This is a genomic window from Streptomyces sp. GMY02, assembly GCF_019056675.1.
Lineage (GTDB): Bacteria > Actinomycetota > Actinomycetes > Streptomycetales > Streptomycetaceae > Streptomyces > Streptomyces odonnellii.
On sequence record NZ_CP077658.1, the window covers coordinates 1,736,460 to 1,755,398 of the forward strand.

Below are 18,939 nucleotides of genomic sequence, written 5' to 3' on the forward strand. Positions count from 1 at the left end.
GGGCGGCTTCCCGCGTTCCGGGGGCGCGTGATTCGCTGGCCGGATGAGCGTCACCGTGACCACCTGGTCCCTGGAGCAGACCTCCCCCGCCGACCTGCGGCCCGCCGCGGAGCCGCCGGGCGAGGTGCGGATCGTACGGGCGGAGGTGCCCTCGCCGGAGTTCAGCCGGTTCCTGTACACGGCCGTCGGCGGGGACGTCCACTGGACCGACCGGCTGCCGCTCTCGTATACGCAGTGGTACGAGCTGCTCTCCCGGCCGGGCACCGAGACCTGGGTCGCGTACGAGCGCGGCACCCCGGCCGGCTTCATCGAACTGGCGGCCCAGCCGGAGGCCACGGTCGAGATCGCGTACTTCGGCCTGCTGCCGGCCTTCCGCGGCCGCCGGATCGGCGGCCATCTCCTCTCGTACGGCACGGCACGCGCCTGGGACCTGTCCGGACGGTGGCCCGACCGCGAGCCGACCAAACGGGTCTGGCTCCACACCTGCTCCAAGGACGGCCCGCACGCCCTGGCCAACTACCGGCGCCGGGGCTTCACCCTCTTCGACACCAGGCTCACCCAGGAACCGGAGTCCACTCCCCCGGGCCCCTGGCCCGGCGCCCGCGCGTAACCGCCGGCGGATCCTCGTACGCCAAACCCGCCCGGTCCGTGACAGGAGACACATCGTCTCGGGAAGTGGGACTGTGGCGTCCAGGATGTGGAAGGTGGTGGACTGGCCGGAGATGTGCGTGACACGCTTCCGTCATGTCGAGAGCTGGAATTGCCTTGGTGAGTCGGCGGCACGTCGATCTCGGCCGCGTGTCCAGCGCCATCTGTCCGGCGGGCTGAGAGTCCCAGCGCCGCCGTTTTCCGCTTGTCTTCGTACCCTGCCGTAGGCCCGCCTGCCCCGCCGCGCACCGACGCGCCCACCGCGTGAGTGTGCGGCTCAGAGCCGCCCTCCTGCATGTCTCGAATGGACGTACCCGCCATGGCCGCCACCCCGGAAAAGCCGTCCCCCGCCACGCCCCGCCGCAAGGTGAGCCGTCACCGCGGTGAGGGCCAGTGGGCCGTCGGGCACTTCACTCCGCTCAACGGCAACGAGCAGTTCAAGAAGGACGACGACGGTCTCAATGTGCGGACACGCATTGAGACGATCTACTCCAAGGCCGGTTTCCACTCGATCGACCCCAATGATCTGCGCGGACGGATGCGCTGGTGGGGGCTGTACACCCAGCGCAGGCCCGGGATCGACGGCGGCAAGACCGCGATCCTGGAGCCGGAGGAGCTGGACGACGAGTACTTCATGATGCGGGTACGGATCGACGGCGGGCGGCTGACCACCGAGCAGCTCCGGGTGATCGGGCAGATCTCGGAGGAGTTCGCGCGCGGGACGGCCGACATCACCGACCGGCAGAACGTGCAGTACCACTGGATCAGGATCGAGGACGTGCCGGAGATCTGGCGGCGCCTCGAAGCGGTCGGGCTCTCCACGACCGAGGCCTGCGGGGACACGCCCCGGGTCATCCTCGGTTCACCGGTCGCCGGGATCGCCGAGGACGAGATCATCGACGGCACCCCGGCGATCGACGAGATCCACCGCCGGATCATCGGGAACCCCGACTTCTCGAATCTGCCGCGCAAGTTCAAGTCGGCGGTCTCCGGATCGCCGCTGCTCGATGTGGCGCACGAGATCAACGACATCGCGTTCGTCGGGGTGAACCACCCCGAGCACGGCCCGGGATTCGATCTGTGGGTGGGCGGCGGGCTCTCCACCAACCCCAAGATCGGGCAGCGGCTCGGGGCCTGGGTGCCGATCGACGAGGTCCCCGATGTCTACACCGGGGTCATCTCGGTCTTCCGCGACTACGGCTACCGCAGGCTGCGCACCCGCGCCCGGCTGAAGTTCCTGGTCGCCGACTGGGGTACGGAGAAGTTCCGCCGGATCCTGGAGGACGAGTACCTCAAGCGGAAGCTGACCGACGGGCCCGCGCCCGAGCAGCCCGTACAGCAGTGGCGCGACCATGTCGGGGTGCACCGCCAGCGGGACGGCCGCTTCTACGTCGGCTTCGCGCCCCGCGTCGGCCGGATCGACGGCGCCACGCTGACCAGGATCGCCGAGCTGGCCGAGGCGCACGGCTCGGGCCGGCTCCGTACGACCGTCGAGCAGAAGATGATCGTCCTCGATGTGGCCGAGGACCGGATCGACTCACTGGTGGCCGGACTCGAAGCGCTGGACCTGCGGGTCAAGCCGTCGCCGTTCCGGCGCGGCACGATGGCGTGCACGGGCATCGAGTTCTGCAAGCTGGCGATCGTCGAGACCAAGCTGCGCGGCGCGACGCTGATCGACGAACTGGAGCGCCGTATCCCGGACTTCGACCAGCCGATCACCATCAATGTGAACGGCTGCCCGAACGCCTGCGCCCGGATCCAGGTCGCCGACATCGGACTCAAGGGCCAGCTCGTCCTGGACAAGGACGGCAACCAGGTCGAGGGCTTCCAGGTGCACCTGGGCGGCGCGCTGGGCCTGGAGCCGGGCTTCGGCCGCAAGGTGCGCGGGCTGAAGGTCACCTCGGACGAGCTGCCGGACTACATCGAGCGGGTGCTCGGCCGCTTCCAGAAGGAGCGCGAGGAGGGCGAGCGCTTCGCCACCTGGGCGGCCCGCGCCAGCGAGGAGGCGCTGTCATGAGCGCACGCACGGGCGGTCACGGCCTGCGGACGGAGGCGCCATGAGCGAGCGCGCCGCTCCCTTCTACTGCCCCTACTGCGGCGACGAGGATCTGCGTCCCAGCGAGCAGGGCCATGGCGCCTGGGAATGCGCGGCATGCAACCGGGCCTTCCAGTTGAAGTTCCTCGGGCTGCTCGCCCGGGGGCTCCGGCGCGCTGACGGAGGGGAAGAGACATGACGACAGCATCGGCACCGACGGAGACGGACGGCTCCCGGGCGCTGGCCGCGCTCGCCGAGCGGGCGGGCCGTGAGCTGGAGGACGCCCCGGCCCTGGAGATCCTCCAGTGGGCTGCGGAGACCTTCGGGAAACGTTTCTGTGTCACCTCCTCCATGGAGGACGCGGTGGTCGCGCATCTCGCCTCGCGCGCGCGGCCCGGTGTCGATGTGGTGTTCCTCGACACCGGCTACCACTTCCCCGAGACCATCGGCACCCGTGACGCGGTGGCCGCCGTGATGGACGTACGGGTGATCACGCTCACCCCCCGGCAGAGCGTCGCCGAGCAGGACGCCGAGTACGGGCCGCGGCTGCACGACCGGGACCCCGACCTGTGCTGCGCCCTGCGCAAGGTCAAGCCCCTCGAAGAGGGCCTGGCCGGATACGACGCGTGGGCCACCGGGCTGCGCCGCGACGAGTCCCCGACCCGGGCGAACACCCCGGTCGTCGGCTGGGACGCGAGGCGCGGCAAGGTCAAGGTCTCCCCGATCGCCCGCTGGACCCAGGACGACGTGGACGCGTACGTCACCGAGCACGGCGTCCTCACCAACCCGCTGCTGACGGACGGCTACGCGTCGGTGGGCTGCGCCCCCTGCACCCGCCGGGTGCTGGAGGGCGAGGACGCGCGCGCCGGCCGCTGGGCCGGGCTCGGCAAGACCGAATGCGGACTGCACGGATGACGGGCCATCAGGACGACCAGGAGGGGCATGTGAGCGCGACGGAGCGGGGCGCCACGGTCTGGCTCACCGGACTGCCGAGCGCGGGCAAGACGACCATCGCGTACGAACTGGCCGGCCGGCTGCGCGGCGAGGGCCACCGGGTCGAGGTGCTCGACGGCGACGAGATCCGGGAGTTCCTGTCCGCGGGCCTCGGTTTCAGCCGCGAGGACCGGCACACCAATGTGCGGCGCATCGGCTTTGTCGCCGAACTGCTCGCGTCGAACGGCGTCAAGGCGCTGGTGCCGGTGATCGCGCCGTACGCCGACAGCCGCGAGGCGGTGCGCAAGCGCCACCAGGCCGGCGACACCCGCTATCTGGAGGTGCATGTGGCGGCTCCGGTCGAGGTGTGCTCCGTACGGGATGTGAAGGGGCTGTACGCCAAGCAGGCGGCGGGCGAGATCTCCGGGCTCACCGGGGTCGACGACCCGTACGAGGCCCCGGAGTCGCCGGATCTGCGGATCGACTCGCACGCCCAGTCCGTGGCGGAGTCCGCCGCCGCGCTGCACGCGCTGCTCACCGAGAGGGGTCTGGCGTGACCACAGTCGCGGCCGTCAGCGAGGGCACGGACGCCCCGTACGCGCTGAGCCATCTGGACGCGCTGGAGTCCGAGGCGGTCCATATCTTCCGCGAGGTCGCGGGAGAGTTCGAGCGGCCGGTGATCCTGTTCTCCGGCGGTAAGGACTCGATCGTGATGCTGCGTCTGGCGCTGAAGGCGTTCGCGCCGGCTCCGGTGCCGTTCTCGCTGCTGCATGTGGACACAGGACACAACTTCCCCGAGGTACTGGAGTACCGGGACCGTGTGGTGGCCGCACATGGGCTGCGGCTCCATGTGGCCTCCGTACAGGACTACATCGACCGGGGTGTGCTGCGGGAACGTCCCGACGGGACGCGCAATCCACTCCAGACCGTCCCGCTCACCGAGAAGATCCAGGACGAGAAGTTCGACGCGGTCTTCGGCGGCGGGCGGCGCGACGAGGAGAAGGCGCGCGCGAAGGAGCGGATCTTCTCGCTGCGCGACGAGTTCTCGCAGTGGGACCCGCGCCGCCAGCGGCCCGAGCTGTGGCAGCTCTACAACGGGCGGCACGCCCCCGGCGAGCATGTCCGGGTCTTCCCGCTCTCCAACTGGACCGAGCTGGACGTCTGGCAGTACATCGCCCGCGAGGGCATCGAGCTGCCGCAGATCTACTTCGCGCACGAGCGCGACGTCTTCCTGCGCTCCGGGATGTGGCTGACCGCAGGCGAGTGGGGCGGGCCCAAGGGGGCCGAGACCGTGGAGCGGCGCCAGGTGCGCTACCGCACGGTCGGTGACATGTCCTGCACCGGCGCCGTCGACTCGGACGCCACCACGCTGGACGCGGTGATCGCCGAGATCGCGGCCTCGCGGCTGACCGAGCGGGGCGCGACCCGCGCCGACGACAAGCTGTCCGAGGCCGCGATGGAAGACCGCAAGCGGGAGGGGTACTTCTAACCATGACGAGTGCCACCGGGCCCACCCGGCCGCCCGCCGGAGCCGCCGAGGCCGCCGCCGCGCGCAACGGATCCGCCGAGCCGTACGGTGCCGCCGCACCGGCCGCCGGAGCCGCCGCGCAGAACGGTTTCGCCGAGCGGCTCTCCGCGACCACGCTCCTGCGCTTCGCCACCGCCGGTTCCGTCGACGACGGCAAGTCCACCCTGGTCGGCCGTCTGCTCCACGACTCCAAGTCCGTGCTGGCGGACCAGTTGGAGGCCGTCGAGCACGCCTCCCGCAACCGCGGCCAGGACACCCCCGACCTGGCACTCCTCACCGACGGGCTGCGCGCCGAGCGCGAGCAGGGCATCACCATCGATGTCGCCTACCGCTACTTCGCCACGCCCCGGCGCCGGTTCATCCTCGCCGACACCCCCGGCCATGTGCAGTACACCCGGAACATGGTCACCGGCGCCTCCACCGCCGAACTCGCCGTCGTCCTCGTCGACGCCCGCAACGGTGTGGTCGAACAGACCCGCCGCCACGCCGCCGTGGCCGCGCTGCTGCGTGTCCCTCATGTCGTCCTCGCGGTCAACAAGATGGATCTGGCCGCGTACGCGGAGCCCGTGTTCGCCGCCATCGCCGAGGAGTTCACGGCGTACGCCACCGACCTCGGCATCCCGGAGATCACCGCCATCCCCATCTCCGCGCTCGCCGGTGACAACGTGGTGGAGCCGTCCGCGCACATGGACTGGTACGGCGGCCCGACCGTACTGGAGCATCTGGAGACCGTCCCGGTCGGCCAGGACCAGGCGAACCGCCCGGCGCGCTTCCCGGTGCAGTACGTCATCCGCCCGCAGACCGCCGCGTACCCGGACTACCGCGGCTACGCGGGCCAGATCGCCTCCGGCGTGCTCCGTGTCGGCGACCCGGTGACCGTGCTGCCGTCCGGCCGTACGAGCACCATCGCGGCCATCGACGCGCTGGGCACCGGCAGCGGCCCCGGCACCGCCGTGGACATCGCCTGGGCGCCGCAGTCCGTGACCCTCCGGCTCGCCGACGACCTCGACATCTCGCGCGGCGATCTGATCGCCCCCAGCGCGACCGCGCCCGCCACGACCCGCGAGGTGGAGGCGACCGTCTGCCATGTCGCCGACGAGCCGCTGACCGTGGGCCGGCGGGTGCTGCTCAAGCACACCACCCGTACGGTCAAGGCGATCGTCCAGGACATCCCCTCGCGGCTGACGCTGGACGATCTCTCGCAGCACCCGTCCCCCGGGAAGCTGGTCGCCAACGACATCGGCCGGGTCCGGGTCCGTACGGCGGAGCCGCTCGCGCTCGACGCCTACGCGGACTCCCGCCGTACCGGATCCTTCCTGCTGATCGACCCCGCGGACGGTACGACGCTGAGCGCCGGCATGGCGGGCGACGCGTTCGCCCACGCGGCCCCGGCGCCGGCCGCCGCCGGAACCGCCGACGACGAGGGCTGGGACTTCTGATGGTGATGGATGTGTTCGCGACCTTCGCGAAGGAGGGCGGCCGCGTCGGCAGCGGCGCCCTCGGCGCGGGAACGGGCGGGGTGGCGCGATGTGCGTGAAGACGTACGCGCACCGCTCGCGCGCCCGCACCCCCCACCCGCCGTACCCGTACCTCTGCCGTCTCCCGCACCGCCCGAACCCCCCGCACCGCCGAAGACCTGCCGACTTCCCGGCCGCGCCCCCGTATTCCGGAAGGGTGTGAGCGCCGGGCCAACGAGAGGAAACCCTCCCGTGCCAGCCTCCCGCACCACCGCGCGCCGCCGTCTCGCCGCCGTCGCGACCGCACTGCCGTTGCTCACCGTCGCGCTCACCTCCTGCGGCTACGGTTCGGAAGCCGCCTCCGACAAGTCCTCCGAAGAGGCCGCCCCCGCCGCCTCGGGCAAGGCGCTCTCGGCCGACACGGTGAAGATCGGCTACTTCCCGAACCTGACCCATGCCACGGCTCTGGTCGGTATCCAGGAGGGCATCTTCCAGAAGGAGCTGGGCGGTACGAAGGTGGCGCCCGCGACCTTCAACGCCGGCCCCTCCGAGATCGAGGCCCTCAACGCGGGCAGCATCGACATCGGCTTCATCGGCCCCTCCCCCGCCATCAACGGCTACACCCAGACCGGCGGCAAGAGCCTCCGTATCATCGGCGGTTCGGCCTCCGGCGGTGTGAAGCTGGTGGTCAACCCGGCCAAGATCAAGACCCTGGACGACGTCAAGGGCAAGAAGATCGCCACCCCGCAGCTCGGCAACACCCAGGACGTGGCGTTCCTCAACTGGATCTCCGAGAAGGGCTGGAAGGTCGACGCGCAGTCCGGCAAGGGCGATGTGTCGGTCGTCCGTACGGACAACAAGATCACCCCGGACGCCTACAAGGCAGGCTCCATCGACGGCGCGTGGGTGCCGGAGCCGACCGCGTCCAAGCTGGTCGCCGAAGGTGCCAAGGAACTGCTGAACGAGTCCGACCTGTGGCCGGACAAGAAGTTCGTGATCACGAACATCATCGTGTCGCAGAAGTTCCTCGCCGAGCACCCGGATGTGGTCGAGGCCGTGCTGCGCGGCTCGGTGAAGACCAACGAGTGGATCAACGCCAATGAGGCGCAGGCGAAGGCCTCCGCCAACGAGGCGCTGAAAACGCTCTCGGGGAAGGCGCTGCCGCCCGAGGTCCTCGACCCGGCGTGGGAGTCGATCCAGATCATCAATGACCCGCTGGCCGCCACGCTCCAGGCGGAGGCCGACCACGCGGTGAAGGCCGGTCTGCTGGAGAAGCCCGATCTGAACGGCATCTACGACCTGGGGCCGCTGAACAAGGTGCTCAAGGCCGCCGGTCAGCCCGAGGTCGCCGACGCCGGTCTCGGCGTCGGATAACCGCGACCGCGTACGGCTTCGTACCCGGTCGAGCATCCGATCCCGGTCCCGTATCAGATCCCGACTCCGATCCCGCACCGTTCCCAGGAGGTGACGACCATGGTGACGACCCTCACCAAGGCCGCCGAGAGCACCCCGGCGGTGGACCACGCCGCCCGTATCGAGCATGTCTCGAAGTCCTTCGTGACACCGGCCAGGCAGCAGCTCGTCCTCGACGACATCACGCTGGATGTCGCCCCCGGCGAGTTCGTCACCCTTCTGGGAGCGTCGGGGTGCGGGAAGTCCACCCTGCTCAATCTGGTCGCGGGGCTCGACCGTCCGTCCGCCGGGTCCATCGCGACACCCGGCGGGCGGCCGGCCCTGATGTTCCAGGAGCACGCGCTGTTCCCGTGGCTGACCGCCGGCAAGAACATCGAGCTGGCGCTGCGGCTGCGCGGGGTGCCCAAGCAGGACCGGCGCGCCGAGACGGAGCGGCTGCTCGGTCTCGTCCGTCTCGACGGCTCGTACGGCAAGCGGGTGCACGAGCTGTCCGGCGGGATGCGGCAGCGGGTGGCACTGGCCAGGGCGCTGGCCCAGGACAGCCAACTGCTGCTGATGGATGAGCCGTTCGCGGCACTCGACGCCATCACCCGGGATGTGCTGCACGACGAGCTGACCCGGATCTGGCGCGAGACGGAGCTGTCGGTGCTCTTTGTCACGCACAACGTACGGGAGGCGGTACGGCTCGCCGAGCGCGTCGTCCTGATGTCGTCGCGGCCCGGCCGGGTGGCCCGCGAGTGGCGCGTGGACATCCCGCAGCCGCGCCGTATCGAGGACCCCGCGGTCGCGGAGCTGTCCGTCGAGATCACCGAAGAACTGCGTGGGGAGATCCGCCGCCATGGCCGGAACTGAGACGACGACATCGAAGGGCGCGGCACCCGACGGGAGCACGGCCGGCCCGGCACCGGAGGACGGGACGCCCGGGGCATCCGTGGCGCACCACGATCTGGCGGGCCTGGAGGCCGGGCTCGACGCGCTGGACACCGTGCAGACGCGGCGTACTCCGCTGCGCACGACCCTGGTCCAGAAGGCCCTCCCGCCCTTCGTCGCCGTCGCGCTGGTGCTGGTGGTGTGGCAGGTCCTGGTCTGGGCGAAGATCACCGACGACTACAAGCTGCCGTCGCCCACGGCGGTGTGGGACGAGGTGGCCGACGCCTGGGCGCAGGGCACCCTGCTCGGCTATATCTGGACGAGCGTCTCGCGCGGTCTGCTGGGCTTCCTGATGGCGCTGGCGATCGGCACCCCGCTCGGGCTGCTGGTCGCCCGGGTACGGTTCGTCCGCGCGGCCATCGGGCCGATCCTGTCCGGGCTCCAGTCGCTGCCCTCGGTGGCCTGGGTGCCGCCGGCGGTGATCTGGCTGGGGCTGAACGACTCGATGATGTACGCGGTGATCCTGCTCGGCGCGGTCCCCTCCATCGCCAACGGGCTGGTCTCCGGGGTCGATCAGGTGCCGCCGCTGTTCCTGCGGGCCGGGCGCACGCTCGGCGCGACCGGGCTGCGGGGCACCTGGCACATCGTGATGCCCGCCGCGCTGCCCGGCTATCTGGCGGGGCTGAAGCAGGGCTGGGCGTTCTCGTGGCGATCGCTGATGGCCGCGGAGATCATCGCGTCCTCGCCCGATCTGGGCGTGGGGCTGGGGCAGTTGCTGGAGAACGGCCGTACGGTCGGCAGCATGCCCATGGTGTTCCTCGCCATCTTCCTCATCCTGATCGTCGGTATCGCGATCGATCTGCTGATCTTCAGCCCGCTGGAGCGGCGGGTGCTGCGCGGCCGCGGTCTCCTGGTGAGGAGCTGATCGCCGTGGTGAAGAGCTGATTCCCATGCGCCACCTGTCCGTTCAGCACGCCGCTCGGCGGTCCGTTCCGGGGCCGGTCCTGCTGGTCGTCGCGCACGGCAGCCGCGATCCGCGGCATGCCGCGACCGTGCACGCCCTGGCCGGGCGGCTGCGCGTACTGCGCCCGGAACTGCGGGTGGAGACCGGCTTTCTGGACTTCGACTCCCCCGCTGTGCCCGGGCTGTTGGACCGGCTGGCGCTGGAGGGCGTACGGGAGGTGGTGGCCCTGCCGCTGCTGCTGACCCGCGCCTTCCACGCCAAGGCCGACATCCCGGCGGTGCTGCGCGAGGCACGGGCGCGCCATCCGTACCTGCTGATCCGGCAGGCCGAGGTGCTCGGCCCCTCACCCCTGCTCGTGGAGGCGCTGGAGCGGCGGCTGTACGAGGCGGGGCTCAGGGCTGCCGACCGCGCCTCGACCGGGATCGTCCTGGCCTCCGCGGGCTCCTCGGACCCCGAGGCGGCCGCGGTGATCGCCGGTGTCGCACGGGAGTGGCGGCGTACCGGCGGCTGGCGCGCGGTGCGGCCCGCGTTCGCCTCGGCCACCCTGCCGCGCACCGAGGACGCGGTGCGGGCGCTGCGCGCCGAGGGCGTGCGCCGGATCGCGGTGGCACCGTATGTGATCGCCCCCGGCTTTCTGCCCGACCGGATCGCGAACGGCGCGCGCGAGGGCGGCGCGGATGTCCTGGCGCCGGTCCTGGGCGCGGCTCCCGAGCTGGCGCGGCTGCTGCTGCGCCGGTACGACGAGCGGGTGACGGTGGCGGGGCCGGTGCCGGTCTCGGCCTGAGGCCGGGCCTGATGCCTGGGCCCGGGCCCGGGCCCGCGACCTGGGCCCGGTCCCAGGTGTCGGCGTCAGCATCGGCATCGGCACGGCATCGGCCTCAGTCGAACGGGGTGCCCTGGTGGAAGTAGAGCAGCCAGCCCTTCTCGGTCTGCCGCCACAGTGAACTGCGGTGCGCCCGGCGCCCGTTGGACTCCGTGTCGAAGGTCAGCAGCACCACATCGGGGCCGAGCTGGACCCCCCGCATCTTGGAGGTGGTGATCGGCCGGGGCCCGGCCGCGCCCTTGGCTGTCAGCTCGGCGACGATCGAGGCACGGTCCCATTCGCGGCCGGAGGAGCCGAATTCCCTGAAGTCCGGGTGGAGCAGCTCCGCGAACAGCGCGGCCGAGGAGCGGACCGCCGGGTCGAGCAGGCGCAGCTCCGCCTCGATGGCCGCGGAGATCGCGGACGTACGGTGGTCAGCCACGAGTCAGCTCCACCAGCTTGAGGACGGTGTTCCAGTTGCGGCTGGTGGCGGTGATGCCCTTGAACAGCGCCGGTCTGGCCAGCGCCTCGGCGAGCTTGGAGCGGCCGACCCCGTTCGGCGCGTACAGATACAGCACCCGGTCGCCCAGCCGGAACTCCTCGGGGAGGTATACGGCGGGGTCGAGCGAGGCGAGGCGCTCGGGGTCCACCGGCTCGGAGAAGTAGGTGGCGTGGAGCTGCCTGCCCTCCAGGGTGGCGGCGGGGAAGGGGCACTCCTCGGCCACGGCCCGCAGATAGGCGGCGCCCCGTACGAGACAGTCGACGCGGAACCCGAAGCGCTCCTCGACGGCCCGCTCCAGACCGGCGGCGAGAGCGCTCTCATCGGCGGCGCCGCCGGAGCCTGCGGAGCCGCCTGAGCCCCCTGGGCCGCTGGCGCCGGTGGAGTCTGTGTCGGCGGTGAAGACCGCGTTGCCGCTCTGGAGGTAGGTACGGACATCGCGGTGGCCGAGTCCGGCGAGCACATCACGCAGCTCGGCCATCGGGACCCGCTTGTGGCCGCTGACATTGATTCCGCGCAGGAGTGCCGCGTACGTCGTCGTCATGAGCACACGATAGGAGATCCGGCGGGGACCGCGCCCGAGGCGGGGACCCTCGCCCGAGCGGCCGCCGCGCCCCGTGGGGGGAGAGCGCGACGGCCGCCGGTACAGCCGGGTGGTGCGGTGGAGCATTCGGTGCGGTGCGGTGCGGTGGAGTGTCCGGCTACTCGACGATCTTGAGCAGCTTGTTCGCGGTGTCCGGCGACGCGTTGCTGATCGCGTCGGGGGTGGCACCGTCGGTCAGGGCCGTGGCGACCTGGTCGGGGGTGGCGTCCGGGTGGGCGCCGAGGTAGAGGGCGGCCGCGCCGACGACATGGGGCGTCGCCATCGAGGTGCCCGAGATGGTGCTGGTGGCGGTGTCGCTGTTGTTCCAGTCCGAGGTGATGCCGGACCCCGGTGCGTAGAGGTCCACGAGCGGGCCGAAGTTGGAGAAGTACGACTGCGTGTCGTCCACGGCGGACGAGGCGACCGTGATGGCCTCCTCGACCCGCGCCGGAGAGATCTGGCTCGCGTCGAAGGAGTTGTTGCCGGCCGCGACACCGAAGGTGACCCCGGTGGCGATGGCGTTCCGTACGGCTTCGTCGAGGGCCGGGTCGGCGCCGCCGCCGAGGCTCATATTGGCGACGGACGGGCCCTGGTGGTTCGCGGCGACCCAGTCGATCCCCGCGATGACCTGCTCCGTGGTGCCGAAGCCGCTGTCGTCGAGGACCCGTACGGAGACGATCTTCGCCTTCTTGGCGACACCGTGCGCGGCACCGGCGATGGTCCCGGCGACATGCGTGCCGTGGCCGTAGCCGTCGTCGGCGGAGTCGTCGCCGTCGATGGCGTCGTAGCCGTAGCTGGCGCGGCCCTCGAAGTCGGCGTGGGTGATCCGGACACCGGTGTCGATGACATACGCCGTGACACCCTCACCGGCGCTGTCCGGATAGGTGTACGCGTTGTCCCCGGTGGTGGCGGTCTGGTCGACCCGGTCCAGGCCCCAGGAAGGCGGGTTGTCCTGGGTGGCGTTGATGGTGAAGGTCTTGTTCCTGACGACCTTGGCGACGGCCGGGTCGGCCGCGAGCCGCCCGGCCTCCGTCTCGGTGAGGCCGCTCGCCGAGAAGCCGTGGAGGGCCGTGCCGTAGTTCCGCTTGAGCACGCCTCCGTACTCCTTGGCCAGTTCCTGCTTCGCGCTCCTGCTGTCGGCGGTCGTGCCGCCGGCCCGGAGACCGGCCTGCTGACCGGCCTGCGCACCGGTCTTGAGCAGCACGATGTAGCTGCCGGGCACCGCGCCCTCGGCGTCGTTTCCGTAGACCACGCCCTGTGCCGGAGCCGCGCCCGCTGTGGGGGAGGTGAGCGCGGTGATTCCGGCCGCCGCCGCGAGGGCGGTGAGGGCGGCGGTGAGTTTGATCCTGCTCGCACGCTGTTGAGTTGCCATGAAGAGGGAGCTCCTCGTCATTTTCTGTGGGGGGACGCCCGGCGGACGGAAGTCTCCGGCGGGCTGGCTCGAAACCCTGACCGATTGACGAGTTCAGATCAAGAGTCCATGGCGGGGGTGACCTGGTAAACCTCAATCCCCATAAGGAATCGGCCAGTCCGTAATGCGCCGAGCCCGCCCGTCAGCCTCCGGCGGTGCCACGAGGCTTCGCTCCCCATGTCCGGGATACGACCGGAACCGGGAGGAACGGGCCTCTCTCCCCGCGCACGGGCGACGACGAGGAATTGGCCCGATCCCAACCCCACCTTTCATGGACGACGGCACTGCGGGCCGCCGCTCCCGTCCCGTACGGGCGCTCGGACGCGTCAGGACGCCGCCGGGAGCGCCGCTTCGATCAGGTCGGCCGCCCTCGGCGTACCGCCCTCCGCCGCCATCTCGCGCTTGATCCCGGCCAGCCTCCTGGCCACCTCCGGATCCGAGGCCACCTCCAGCACCGCCTTCCGCAGCGCCTCCGGTGTCGCCTCCATCGTGTCGAGGCGCCGGGCCACGCCCAGCGAGACCAGCATGTCGGCGTTGCCGAACTGGTCGACCGCCTGCGGCACGGCGACCATCGGCGTGCCCGTCGCGAGGCCCTCCTGGCTGCCGCCCGCTCCCGCGTGGGTGATGAAGGCGTCGGCCTGCCGGAGCACGGCGAGCTGCGGCACCCAGTGACACACCTCGACGTTGTCCGGCACGTCACCCAGTTCGGACTCGTCCACATGGGGCCCGATCTGGAGCACCACATGCCAGCCGGGCAGACCGCCGAAGGCCTCGGCACACGCGCGGTAGAACGCGGGCTGCTTGGTGAAGGCCGAGCCGAGCGAGACCAGCAGCACCTTCTCCGCCCCGGCCGGCCGCCGCCACTCGCCCTGATCGGCGCGGTCACCCTGGCAGGCGCCGACAAAGGTGAACACGGACTCGTCCACACGATCCGCGTGCGGCTGCAGCGCCTTGGGGATCAGCACCAGGGAGCGGCCGGGCCTGGCGACCAGCCGGTCCAGGTCGGTGTGGTCCATGTGCTGCTCCTCAAGCCAGTCCGCGAAGCGCGCGCGGTAGGCACGGCCCCGCTCGGAAGCCCGCAGCTCCGCGAGCATCGGCTCGCCGATCTCCTCCTCGTACCCCTCCCAGGCGACCAGATTCGGCGAGAGCTGGAGGTACGGGACACCCCAGCGGTGCGCGAGGACCGGAGCCGGATAGGACGTGATGTCGCTGAGGACCAGATCGGGCAGGTCGTCCTCGAACGCAACGGCGAGCTGCGGCAGCGCCTGGATCGCGTCGTCGAGGAACGGTTCGAGGTTGTCGACCAGTTCCGTGCCCCAGGCTTCCGGATCGTCGTCGGGCCCGGGCAGTACGGAGGTGTAGATCACCGGCTCGGCGCCGGTCGCCGCGACCTTCTCGGCGAAGAGGGCGGGGATCGCGTAACTGACCCGGTGCCCTCGGGCGACCAGCTCCCGGATGATGTCGAGGCTCGGGTTCACATGCCCGTGAGCGGCGATGGAGAACATGGCGATATGGGCGGCGCGGGAGAAGGCCATTCCCTCACCGTAGAAATGACGAGGCGTCCGGTGCAATCCGATATCCGCCCCCGGCGGCCCGGACGGCCGACCGGCCGGTGGTCAGCGCTGGTAGCGGGCCAGCACCCGGTTGCCGTCCTCGACGAGGCGCTTCTCCAGTTCGGAACGGCCGATCGCGCCGCTGTAGTACTCCTGGAGCGCCGGGGTCGCCACCTTGTCCTTCCATTCGGGGTAGCCGCGCACCGACTGCGCCGGGGCAGGCCGCAGTTCCCGCGCGAGCGCCGCCCCCGTCGCCCAGCCGTCGCGCGCCGCCCTCAGCGACGGGTCCTTGAGCGCCTCCGTACCGGTCGGCAGCATCCAGTCGCCGTGCGCGAGCCGCACCATGTTCGGCGGCCGGAGCAGGAAGTCGATGAACCGCGCGGCCTCCTTCTTGTACGGGCTGTCCGCCGCGATCGACAGGGTCTGCGGGCTCACGCCCTGGGCCAGGCCCTCCACCGCCCCGGCCGGGGCGGGCAGTACGGTCCACTCGAATCCCTCAGGCGCCTGCTGGATGATCTGCTGGCGGTACGAGAAGCCCAGCGGGACCATCGCGTACTTGCCGCCGAACAGGCCGGGCAGTGTGTCGGAGCCGCCCATCCCCAGAGTCGCCCCGGACGCGCTGCCGTCCGTGTTGACCTGGTCGTGGATGGTGCCGGGCACCACCGCGTCCCCGTCCGTGAAACGGATCGTCACCTTGCCGTCCGCGCCCCGGTGGAAGAGCCGCCCGCCCGCCGAGAGCCCCAGATTGAGGGTGGCGGAGACCGGGTCCTTCAGCGGCCAGGCGACGGCGTACCTGCCGGGGCCCATCCGCTCGGTCAGCTCCGCGCTGATCCGCCGGAACTCGGGCCAGGTCCAGGGTTCTTCGGGGGTCGGGATCCGGACTCCGGATCCTTCGAGGAGCTTCTTGTTCGCGATCAGGACCCGCGGCTCCTGGAGGAACGGCACGCCGTACACACCGCCGCCGAAGGTGGCCGTGTCCCAGCTCCGCCGGGGGATGTCCCGCTTGAGGCGCTCGGGCAGCAGGGGGCCGAGGTCGGCGAGATAGCCGCCGTACGCGAAGTCGGCGAGGTCGTCGGAGGCGTCGTGGATGATGTCCGGTGCCTCGTCGCCCTCGAAGGACGTGAGGAGCTGGTCGTGGACGCTGTCCCAGCTCCCCTGGACGTACTCGACCCGGATGTCCGGATGGGCCGCGTTCCACTCGTCGACCAGTTCCTTGTTGGCGCGGACCGACTCGTCCTGCCAGGCCAGGGACTGGAAGCGCAGAGTGATCCGGCCGCCGCGCGCCTCTCCGTCCGTACCGCCGTCCCCGGAACAGCCGCCGAGCAGCACGACGAGTACGGCCGCCGCTGCTGACGCCTTCCGTATCCGGGACCACCTGGATGTCCGGGACCACCTGTTCGAAAGCCTCATCAGCTCTTCACCGCCCCGGCGAGCATTCCGCCCGTGATCCGCCGCTGGATGAGCGCGAAGACGAGGAGCGAGGGCAGCGTCGCCAGAAACGCGGCGGCGGCGAGCGGTCCCAGATCGGCGACGCCCTCCGCGCCGAGGAAGTGGGTGAGGACGACCGGCAGGGTCTGTTTCTCGGGGGACTTGAGGAGGACGAGCGCGAAGAAGAACTCGTTCCAGGCGGTGACGAAGGCGAAGAGCGCCGTGGCGACGATGCCGGGGGCCAGCAGCGGCGCGGTCACCGAGACGAGCGTACGGATCCGGCCCGCGCCGTCCACGGCCGCCGCCTCCTCCAGCTCGGCCGGCAGCGCACGGACATAGCCGCTCAGCATCCAGAGCGCGAACGGCAGCGCCCACACCACGTACACCATGACCAGCCCGGCCAGGGAGTTGATGAGATGGAGGTTCTTGAGGACCAGGAAGAGCGGGATGATCACCAGGACGAACGGGAACGCCTGGCTGATCACCACCCAGCCGGTCGCCGCCGCCGCGAGTCCGCCGCGTCTGCGGGCCATCACATAGGCCATCGGGGTCGCGATGAGGACGGCGATCAGGGCGGCGGCGAGGGCGGCGGTCAGGCTGTTGCCCGCGGCCCGCAGCAGCGGCTGCTCGTCGAAGGCCTGTCGGAAGTTGTCGAGGGTCGGCTGCCGCGGGATCCAGGTGGGGTGGAGACTGCCCAGCTCCCTGGCGGGTTTGAAGGCGGTGGAGAGCAGCCAGAGGAACGGCACCGCGAGAAAGACGAGATAGCACAGCAGCGCGAGGTACTGTCCGGCGCGCGCGGACCCGCTGGTACGAAGGCTCATCGTCCTTCCTCCCCCTGCCTGAGCCGTCCGACGAGCTGGAACGAGAGCAGCACCGCGATCACGGCCACCATGACGCATCCCATCGCGGCGGCGTAGCCGAACTGGCCGTAGCGGAAGGCCTCTTCGTACGCGAAGAGCATGGGCAGCCGGGTGCGGCCGCCGGGGCCGCCGTTGGTCAGGACATAGACCAGGGCGAAGGAGTTGAGGCTCCAGATGAAGTTGAGCGCCGTGATGGCCAGCGCGACCGGCCGGAGCGCGGGCCAGGTGACCGTACGGAACCGGCGCCAAGCGCCCGCGCCGTCGAGCGCGGCGGCCTCGTGCAGCTCCTGCGGGGTGTTCTGGAGGCCGGCCAGCAGGGCGACGGTCGTCTGCGGCATGCCGGCCCAGATGCCGACGACGATCACCGCGGGCAGGGCGGTGGCCAGCCCGCTCAGCCAGTCCCGTCCCTCGCCGAGGCCCAGATCGCGCAGGGTCTCGTTGAGGACTCCGGCGTCGGGGCTGTAGACCAGCCGCCACATGATGCCGACGACGACCTCGGGCATCGCCCAGGGGATGATCGCGAGCGCGCGGGCGAGCCAGCGGAAGCGCAGGTTCTGGTTGAGCAGCAGGGCCAGACCGAGGGCGAGGACGAACTGCGGGACGGTCACGCCGACCGCCCAGAGCAGGCCGATCCCGAACGAGTCCCAGAAGAGGGTGTCGTGCGCCAGGTCCCGGAAGTTGAGCGCGCCGATCCACTCGGTGGGTTCGGTACGGCCGGACTGCGCGTCGGTGAAGGCGAGCGCGATCCCGTACAGCAGCGGGCCGGCACTCAGCACCAGGATCGGGATCAGCGCGGGCAGTACGAGGAACCAGGCGCCATGGTCCAGGGGCCTGCCGGCCCTGCCGCTTCCCGCCCGGCCGTGCCGCGACCGCTCCTTGCCGGATCTCTCCACCGCGGTCGCCGATGTCACCGATTCGACTCCTTCGGGCGGCTTGTGACGCCTGATGACGTTCGGCCGTCCCGGCGGCCCTTGTCATCGTCTTGAGCGGGGGCCCGGCCCGTCAAGACGGTCCGCGTGGATGCGAGACTTGCGTGGACAGATCGGCCGGAAGTGTGAGCGAGCGGGCGGACCATGGACGAGGTACGGGCGCGGGAGATCCTGGCCGCGACGGGGCTCGCGCGGGGCGCGGAGCTGCTCGCCCTCGGCGAGAACGCGGTGTTCGGGACCGGTGAGCTGATCGTCAAGGTCGGGCGGAGCGCCGAGGACCACCCGGAGCTGCTGGACCGCGCACGGCGCGAAACCGCCGTCGCCGCCTGGCTCGCCGAGTGCGGTGTCCCTGCCGTACGGGCGGCGGAGCCGGAGCCCCGGTCGGTGGACGGCCATCCGGTGACCCTCTGGCACCGGCTGCCCGATGCCGTACGGCCCGCCGGCCCCGCCGATCTCGCGGCCCTGCTCCGGCTGGTCCACTCCCTGCCCGCGCCCGGTTTCGCCCTCCCCCGCCGCGAGCTGCTGGGCGGTGTCGAACGCTGGCTGCGGATCGCGGGCGAGGCGATCGACCCGGCCGACGCGGAGTATCTGCGCAGCCGCCGGGACGGCTTCGCCGAGGCGGCGGCCGCGCTCACCCCGCATCTGCCGCCGGGGCCGATCCATGGCGACGCGCTGCCGCGCAATGTCCATGTCGCTCCCGACGGGCCGGTCCTGATGGACCTGGAGACCTTCTCGCTGGACTTCCGCGAGCACGATCTGGTGGTGATGGCCCTCACCCGCGACCGCTACGGTCTGCCGACCGAGGAGTACGACAGGTTCACCGAGGCCTACGGCTGGGACGTACGCGCCTGGCCGGGCTGCCCGGTCCTGCGCGGCGCCCGCGAGACCGCGAGCTGCGCCTGGGTGGCCCAGCACGCCCCGGTCAACTTGCGGGCCCTGACCGAATTCCGCCGCAGGGTCGCCTCCCTGCGTGACAACGACCCCGAGGTCCGCTGGCACACGTTCTGACGGCCCTGACAGGTCTGA

20 protein-coding genes are annotated in these 18,939 nt (G+C 71.2%); 13 read left to right on the forward strand and 7 right to left on the reverse strand.

Going from position 1 to position 18,939, the window contains the following annotated elements:
* Window positions 1–43 precede the first annotated feature (43 nt).
* The 12 genes from KQY30_RS07285 (at window position 44) to KQY30_RS07335 (ending at window position 10,632) form a co-directional block, all read left to right on the forward strand.
* Window positions 44–610 carry a GNAT family N-acetyltransferase gene (locus KQY30_RS07285; protein ID WP_217306134.1) on the forward strand — a complete coding sequence of 189 codons (567 nt, stop codon included), beginning with the start codon at window positions 44–46 and terminating at the stop codon, window positions 608–610.
* A gap of 134 nt (window positions 611–744) precedes the next feature.
* Window positions 745–828: a putative leader peptide gene (locus KQY30_RS37370; RefSeq protein WP_332836347.1), complete on the forward strand. Its 84-nt coding sequence runs from the start codon at window positions 745–747 to the stop codon at window positions 826–828.
* Between the two features lie 139 nt (window positions 829–967).
* Window positions 968–2,665 carry a nitrite/sulfite reductase gene (locus KQY30_RS07290; RefSeq protein ID WP_217310825.1) on the forward strand — a complete coding sequence of 566 codons (1,698 nt, stop codon included), beginning with the start codon at window positions 968–970 and terminating at the stop codon, window positions 2,663–2,665.
* A 40-nt stretch (window positions 2,666–2,705) separates the two neighbouring features.
* Entirely contained in the window at window positions 2,706–2,882 is a 177-nt protein-coding gene (locus KQY30_RS07295; protein WP_217306135.1) for a hypothetical protein, read from the forward strand.
* On the forward strand, window positions 2,879–3,598 hold the full coding sequence (locus KQY30_RS07300; protein WP_217306136.1) for a phosphoadenylyl-sulfate reductase: 720 nt from the start codon (window positions 2,879–2,881) through the stop codon (window positions 3,596–3,598). Before KQY30_RS07295 ends, KQY30_RS07300 begins: the two co-directional genes overlap by 4 nt.
* Window positions 3,599–3,627: 29 nt before the next feature.
* Entirely contained in the window at window positions 3,628–4,173 is a 546-nt protein-coding gene (gene cysC / locus KQY30_RS07305) for an adenylyl-sulfate kinase (protein WP_217310826.1), read from the forward strand.
* Window positions 4,170–5,105: a sulfate adenylyltransferase subunit CysD gene (cysD, locus tag KQY30_RS07310; RefSeq protein ID WP_217306137.1), complete on the forward strand. Its 936-nt coding sequence runs from the start codon at window positions 4,170–4,172 to the stop codon at window positions 5,103–5,105. Before cysC ends, cysD begins: the two co-directional genes overlap by 4 nt.
* Window positions 5,106–5,107: 2 nt before the next feature.
* On the forward strand, window positions 5,108–6,583 hold the full coding sequence (locus KQY30_RS07315; protein ID WP_254407000.1) for a sulfate adenylyltransferase subunit 1: 1,476 nt from the start codon (window positions 5,108–5,110) through the stop codon (window positions 6,581–6,583).
* Window positions 6,584–6,853: 270 nt separating this feature from the next.
* Complete coding sequence (locus tag KQY30_RS07320; RefSeq protein ID WP_217306138.1) at window positions 6,854–7,975, forward strand: aliphatic sulfonate ABC transporter substrate-binding protein; 1,122 nt, start codon at window positions 6,854–6,856, stop codon at window positions 7,973–7,975.
* Window positions 7,976–8,074: 99 nt separating this feature from the next.
* A complete protein-coding gene (locus KQY30_RS07325; RefSeq protein ID WP_217306139.1) occupies window positions 8,075–8,866 on the forward strand; it encodes an ABC transporter ATP-binding protein in 792 nt (263 codons plus the stop codon).
* Window positions 8,853–9,809, forward strand: coding sequence for an ABC transporter permease (locus KQY30_RS07330; RefSeq protein WP_217306140.1), 957 nt, complete (start codon window positions 8,853–8,855; stop codon window positions 9,807–9,809). The genes KQY30_RS07325 and KQY30_RS07330 overlap by 14 nt, the downstream gene beginning before the upstream one ends.
* Before the next feature lie 25 nt (window positions 9,810–9,834).
* Window positions 9,835–10,632: a sirohydrochlorin chelatase gene (locus tag KQY30_RS07335; protein WP_217306141.1), complete on the forward strand. Its 798-nt coding sequence runs from the start codon at window positions 9,835–9,837 to the stop codon at window positions 10,630–10,632.
* Between the two features lie 94 nt (window positions 10,633–10,726).
* Here KQY30_RS07335 and KQY30_RS07340 read toward each other — a convergent pair whose 3' ends face one another.
* From KQY30_RS07340 to KQY30_RS07370, 7 genes are all read right to left on the reverse strand, one after another.
* The gene (locus KQY30_RS07340) at window positions 10,727–11,092 is read right to left on the reverse strand and encodes a DUF4440 domain-containing protein (RefSeq protein ID WP_217306142.1); all 366 of its coding nucleotides are present in this window, start codon (window positions 11,090–11,092) and stop codon (window positions 10,727–10,729) included.
* Entirely contained in the window at window positions 11,085–11,693 is a 609-nt protein-coding gene (locus KQY30_RS07345) for a DUF1697 domain-containing protein (protein ID WP_217306143.1), read from the reverse strand. Before KQY30_RS07345 ends, KQY30_RS07340 begins: the two co-directional genes overlap by 8 nt.
* A 157-nt stretch (window positions 11,694–11,850) precedes the next feature.
* A complete protein-coding gene (locus KQY30_RS07350) occupies window positions 11,851–13,104 on the reverse strand; it encodes a S8 family peptidase (RefSeq protein ID WP_217306144.1) in 1,254 nt (417 codons plus the stop codon).
* Window positions 13,105–13,469: 365 nt separating this feature from the next.
* Window positions 13,470–14,678 (reverse strand): macrolide-inactivating glycosyltransferase, encoded by a 1,209-nt coding sequence (gene mgt, locus KQY30_RS07355; RefSeq protein WP_254407001.1) that lies wholly within the window; start codon window positions 14,676–14,678, stop codon window positions 13,470–13,472.
* 81 nt (window positions 14,679–14,759) lie between these two features.
* A complete protein-coding gene (locus KQY30_RS07360; protein WP_217306145.1) occupies window positions 14,760–16,106 on the reverse strand; it encodes an ABC transporter substrate-binding protein in 1,347 nt (448 codons plus the stop codon).
* The gene (locus KQY30_RS07365; RefSeq protein ID WP_217306146.1) at window positions 16,106–16,945 is read right to left on the reverse strand and encodes a carbohydrate ABC transporter permease; all 840 of its coding nucleotides are present in this window, start codon (window positions 16,943–16,945) and stop codon (window positions 16,106–16,108) included. The genes KQY30_RS07360 and KQY30_RS07365 overlap by 1 nt, the downstream gene beginning before the upstream one ends.
* The gene (locus KQY30_RS07370) at window positions 16,942–17,895 is read right to left on the reverse strand and encodes a carbohydrate ABC transporter permease (protein WP_217306147.1); all 954 of its coding nucleotides are present in this window, start codon (window positions 17,893–17,895) and stop codon (window positions 16,942–16,944) included. Before KQY30_RS07370 ends, KQY30_RS07365 begins: the two co-directional genes overlap by 4 nt.
* 162 nt (window positions 17,896–18,057) lie before the next feature.
* Here KQY30_RS07370 and KQY30_RS07375 point away from each other — a divergent pair, with 162 nt between their 5' ends.
* On the forward strand, window positions 18,058–18,921 hold the full coding sequence (locus KQY30_RS07375) for a phosphotransferase enzyme family protein (RefSeq protein ID WP_217306148.1): 864 nt from the start codon (window positions 18,058–18,060) through the stop codon (window positions 18,919–18,921).
* Window positions 18,922–18,939 lie beyond the last annotated feature (18 nt).

Bases quoted from the DNA above. Each gene is read 5' to 3' on its own strand.
- KQY30_RS07315 (WP_254407000.1), top strand. From the start codon at position 5,108: ATGACGAGTGCCACCGGGCCCACCCGGCCGCCCGCCGGAGCCGCCGAG.
- KQY30_RS07285 (WP_217306134.1), top strand. From the start codon at position 44: ATGAGCGTCACCGTGACCACCTGGTCCCTGGAGCAGACCTCCCCCGCC.
- KQY30_RS07290 (WP_217310825.1), top strand. From the start codon at position 968: ATGGCCGCCACCCCGGAAAAGCCGTCCCCCGCCACGCCCCGCCGCAAG.
- KQY30_RS07330 (WP_217306140.1), top strand. From the start codon at position 8,853: ATGGCCGGAACTGAGACGACGACATCGAAGGGCGCGGCACCCGACGGG.
- KQY30_RS07360 (WP_217306145.1), bottom strand. From the start codon at position 16,106: ATGAGGCTTTCGAACAGGTGGTCCCGGACATCCAGGTGGTCCCGGATA.
- KQY30_RS07300 (WP_217306136.1), top strand. From the start codon at position 2,879: ATGACGACAGCATCGGCACCGACGGAGACGGACGGCTCCCGGGCGCTG.
- mgt (WP_254407001.1), bottom strand. From the start codon at position 14,678: ATGGCCTTCTCCCGCGCCGCCCATATCGCCATGTTCTCCATCGCCGCT.
- KQY30_RS07295 (WP_217306135.1), top strand. From the start codon at position 2,706: ATGAGCGAGCGCGCCGCTCCCTTCTACTGCCCCTACTGCGGCGACGAG.
- KQY30_RS07350 (WP_217306144.1), bottom strand. From the start codon at position 13,104: ATGGCAACTCAACAGCGTGCGAGCAGGATCAAACTCACCGCCGCCCTC.
- KQY30_RS07325 (WP_217306139.1), top strand. From the start codon at position 8,075: ATGGTGACGACCCTCACCAAGGCCGCCGAGAGCACCCCGGCGGTGGAC.
- KQY30_RS07335 (WP_217306141.1), top strand. From the start codon at position 9,835: ATGCGCCACCTGTCCGTTCAGCACGCCGCTCGGCGGTCCGTTCCGGGG.
- KQY30_RS07345 (WP_217306143.1), bottom strand. From the start codon at position 11,693: ATGACGACGACGTACGCGGCACTCCTGCGCGGAATCAATGTCAGCGGC.
- KQY30_RS37370 (WP_332836347.1), top strand. From the start codon at position 745: ATGTCGAGAGCTGGAATTGCCTTGGTGAGTCGGCGGCACGTCGATCTC.
- KQY30_RS07365 (WP_217306146.1), bottom strand. From the start codon at position 16,945: ATGAGCCTTCGTACCAGCGGGTCCGCGCGCGCCGGACAGTACCTCGCG.
- KQY30_RS07375 (WP_217306148.1), top strand. From the start codon at position 18,058: ATGGACGAGGTACGGGCGCGGGAGATCCTGGCCGCGACGGGGCTCGCG.